Source organism: Acidovorax sp. KPB24-07 (genome assembly GCF_057543315.1).
In genome coordinates this window covers 1-3338 of sequence record NZ_BAAJYS010000357.1, presented here as the reverse complement: position 1 = coordinate 3338, position 3338 = coordinate 1, and the positions used below count along the sequence as shown (strand labels likewise).

Annotated in this window: 3 protein-coding genes and 1 pseudogene; all 4 read right to left on the bottom strand. The window is 71.8% G+C overall.

The window, feature by feature from the left end:
- Window positions 1–1374 (bottom strand): efflux transporter outer membrane subunit (locus AC27IQ_RS20880; RefSeq protein ID WP_487090634.1); only part of this gene is annotated, 1374 nt, incomplete at its 3' end.
- A 13-nt stretch (window positions 1375–1387) separates the two neighbouring features.
- The gene (locus tag AC27IQ_RS20875; RefSeq protein WP_487090633.1) at window positions 1388–1918 is read right to left on the bottom strand and encodes a MarR family winged helix-turn-helix transcriptional regulator; all 531 of its coding nucleotides are present in this window, start codon (window positions 1916–1918) and stop codon (window positions 1388–1390) included.
- A gap of 68 nt (window positions 1919–1986) precedes the next feature.
- Window positions 1987–2790, bottom strand: a complete 804-nt coding sequence (locus tag AC27IQ_RS20870) for an ABC transporter permease (RefSeq protein WP_284394583.1) — start codon at window positions 2788–2790, stop codon at window positions 1987–1989.
- A gap of 1 nt (window position 2791) precedes the next feature.
- Window positions 2792–3338 (bottom strand): annotated as a pseudogene (locus AC27IQ_RS20865) (ABC transporter permease); the annotation flags it as partial.

Genomic DNA, 3338 nt, shown 5'->3' with positions numbered 1-3338 from the left:
GCGGGCGATGTCGTAGGCGGCCTCGGCGGCCTCTTGCGCGTGGCGCTGCTCGGCCTGCTGGCGGTCGATGGAGCGGGCCGAGGCGAGCTGGTCGGCCGCGTCATGCACGGCATCCAGCAGCGCGGCGTTGTAGCTCTCGACCGCCGCATCCACGTCGGCGGCCTTGCCGCGCAGGTTGGCGCGCAGGCGGCCCGAGTCGAAGATCGGCAGGCGGATCGCCGGGCCGATGCCCCACTCCTTGCTGCCGGCCTCGGCGAAGCGGTCCAGCCCGATCGACGACAGGCCCAGGAAGGCCGTCAGGTTCACGTTCGGATAGAACTGCGCCTTGGCCACGGCCACGTCCTGGGTGGCGGCCTCCACGCGCCAGCGCGCGGCGGCCACGTCGGGCCGGCGGCCCAGCAGGTCGGCTGGCAGCGTGCCGGGGATTGCTATCGAATGAATAGCATCCAGGGCAGGAAAATCTAGGGCGTCCGCGGCATTTGGCTGACCCACCAGCGCGCCCAGGGCATTGCGGGTGAGGGCGATCTGCTCCTGGATCGCCTCGATCTGCTGGCGCGCCTCGGGCAGGCCGCCTTCGCTCTGGCGCCGCTCCAGCTGGGTGTCCAGGCCCGCATCCACGCGGTCGCGCACCAGGCGCAGCGTTTCGTTGCGCTGGGCCAGCGTGCGTTCGGCCACACCCAATTGGGCCTTCAGGCGCGCCAGCTGGAAATAGCTGCGCGCCACGTTGCTGGCCAGCAGCAGGCGCGCGGCCTGGGCATCGGCCTGTGCGGCATTCGCGCTGCCCAGGGCGGATTCGAGCGCGGCGCGGTTCTTGCCGAAGAAGTCGATCTCCCAGCTGCCCGACAGGCGCGCCGTGCCGCTGTTGAGCACGCTGCCGGCCAGCGGCGGCGGGTAGGGGCCGTTGGCGCTGTAGAGCTGCCGGTTCACGTCCAGGCTGCCGTTGAGCTGCGGGCCGTCGGCCGCGCGGGCGGTCTCGATGAAGGCCTGGGCGCGGGCGATGCGTGCCTCGGTGAGCTTCAGGTTGGGGTTGGTGGCCAGGGCGCGGTCGATGAGCGCATCGAGCTGGCCGTCGCCGAAGCCCAGCCACCAGTCCGTGGGCAGCGTGGCTTCGGCGAAGGACTTCTGCGCGGCCGAATCGGTACCGGCGGCCGGCGCCGCGAGGCCGAGCGAGGCGGCGTCGCGCATCTGCGCATGGGGCGCGATGCCGGACATGTCGGCGCAGGCCGTGAGGCCCGGCAGGGCTGCCAGCGCGATGGCCAGCGTGGCGAAATATTGCAGCGCGCCGCGCAGCGGGCTGGGGGTGTCGGGCGCTGCGGTGTCGCGGGCCGAGGCCGCATCGGCTGCGGCGGGCGTGGAGGGAAAAGTGGCGTTCATGGTGGACTGACTCTCAGGATGGGCGGGGCGCAGCGGTGTCGGCCGCCGCCCCCAGCGTCTGCAGGTTGCCGTGGATGCGCTTGAGGAAATCCTGCAACTGGTGGTACTCGGCCGGCTGGAAACCCTGGGCGCACACCTGCTGCAGCTCCGTCAGGATCGCGGGGATCTGCGCGGCCGCCGCATGCCCTTCGGGCGTGAGTTCGATGTGCACGACCCGGCGGTCTTCCACCGAGCGCGTGCGGGAGCACAGGCCCTTGGCCTCCAGCCGGTCGAGCAGGCGGGTCATGCCGCCGGCGTCGAGCTGGCACAGACGCGCCAGGCCCGCGACCGTGTTCTCGTGGTTCAGGTACAGGCGCAGCAGCGGCTTCCATTGCGCATCGGTCAGGCCCAGGGGCTCCATGCGGCGCTCGATCTCGCTGGCGACGATGCACACGATGCGGCGCATCTGGTAGCCGATGCTTTCTTCCACCAGAAACGGAATGCCCGCCACGGTGAGCGGGGCGGGCGGCAGGGGGCTGGCATCGGTTTTTTGGGCGTCGATCATGGCCTGAACAATAATTGACTAGACAAACAATGTCAAGTCTCTATTTGCCAGGTCGGGTTCGAAGGGATTCAGCTGCCGGTGGAGGCGTAGTGCCGCAGGCCCAGGCGCCAGGCCCCGAAGGCGGCGGCCAGGAAGGCGAAGCCGGCGGCGGGCGACACCCAGCCCACCCAGGCGGGCGCGCCCAGCGGGTCGGGGTGCGACAGGATCGCCAGGCCCGGGTAATACGCCACGCAGGCCAGCGGCACGGCGAAGGTCAGCAGCCGGCGGAACCACTGCGCATAAAGCGCCAGCGGGTACTGCGCCGCCTGCACGCCGCCGTAGGTGAGCACATTGGCGATCTCCAGGCTCTCCACGGTCCAGAACGCCAGGGTGCCCTGCAGCACCAGGATGCCCAGGAAGAGGGCCACGCCCCCGGCCACTGCCCATGCCGCCAGCGCGAGGGTGGCCGGCGTCCAGTCAATCGGCGCCTGCGCGGTGGCGAACGCCACCACCATCAGCCCCTGCAGCAGCCGCCCCAGCCGGCTCAGGCGCAGGTCGTGGCCCATGAGTTGCAGCGCGAGCGGCCGCGGGCGCAGCAGCAGCCGGTCGAACGCGCCCGTGCGCAGGAATTCGGTGCCCAGCACGTCGAAGCCGCGCCCCAGCGCGTCCGCCACCGCGAACATGCAGTTCACCAGGCCGTAGAACAGTGCCACCTCGCCCAGGCTCCAGCCCTGCACGCTGCCGAAGCGGTGGAACAGCGCCCACACCGCGACCACCTCGATGCCCGTGGCGAGGAACTGCCCCAGGGTCATCAGCATGGCGGAGGCGGGGTAGCGCGCCTGCGCATGCAGCGAGGCGCCGGCCAGGCGGATGAAGAGCGCGAACGATCCCATCTCAGCCGCCCTGGATTTCGAGGTGGCGCAGCGCGCGCCGCATCGCCAGGCGGCCCAGCGCCACCAGCACGGCGATCCAGAAGGCCTGCAGGGCCAGCCCGCCCACGGCCTGCCAGCCGGCCCAGTGCTCAGAGTGGATGCGCGACGGAATGTCCAGCAGCCCCGCCAGCGGCTGCGCGATCAGCGCCCACTGCCACGCATCGGGCAGCAGCGGCAGCGGCAGCAGGTTGCCCGACAGCACTACCACCGCCGGCACGGCCAGCGCGTTGATGCCGCGCTCGTTGAGCGCCGCCGTGGCCGCCACGTTCAGCAGCATCACCAGCGCGGTGGACAGCAGCACCGCCAAGCCGGCCGAGAGCACGAACGCCAGCCCTGCCGCCGCGCTGGCCGGCGGCTGCCAGGCCCATTCGCGCCAGCCCAGCAGCGGCAGCACCCCGGCGGCGAAGGTCGCCATCAGCGCCACGCGCGGCAGCACCCGCGCGGCGATCCAGCCGGCGCTGCGCGCGAACCACAAGCCATAGGCGTCCACCGGCCGCAGCCGGTCGTAC

Coding starts and splice junctions, on each gene's coding strand:
- AC27IQ_RS20875 (WP_487090633.1), bottom strand. CDS start 1,918: ATGATCGACGCCCAAAAAACCGATGCCAGCCCCCTGCCGCCCGCCCCG.
- AC27IQ_RS20870 (WP_284394583.1), bottom strand. CDS start 2,790: ATGGGATCGTTCGCGCTCTTCATCCGCCTGGCCGGCGCCTCGCTGCAT.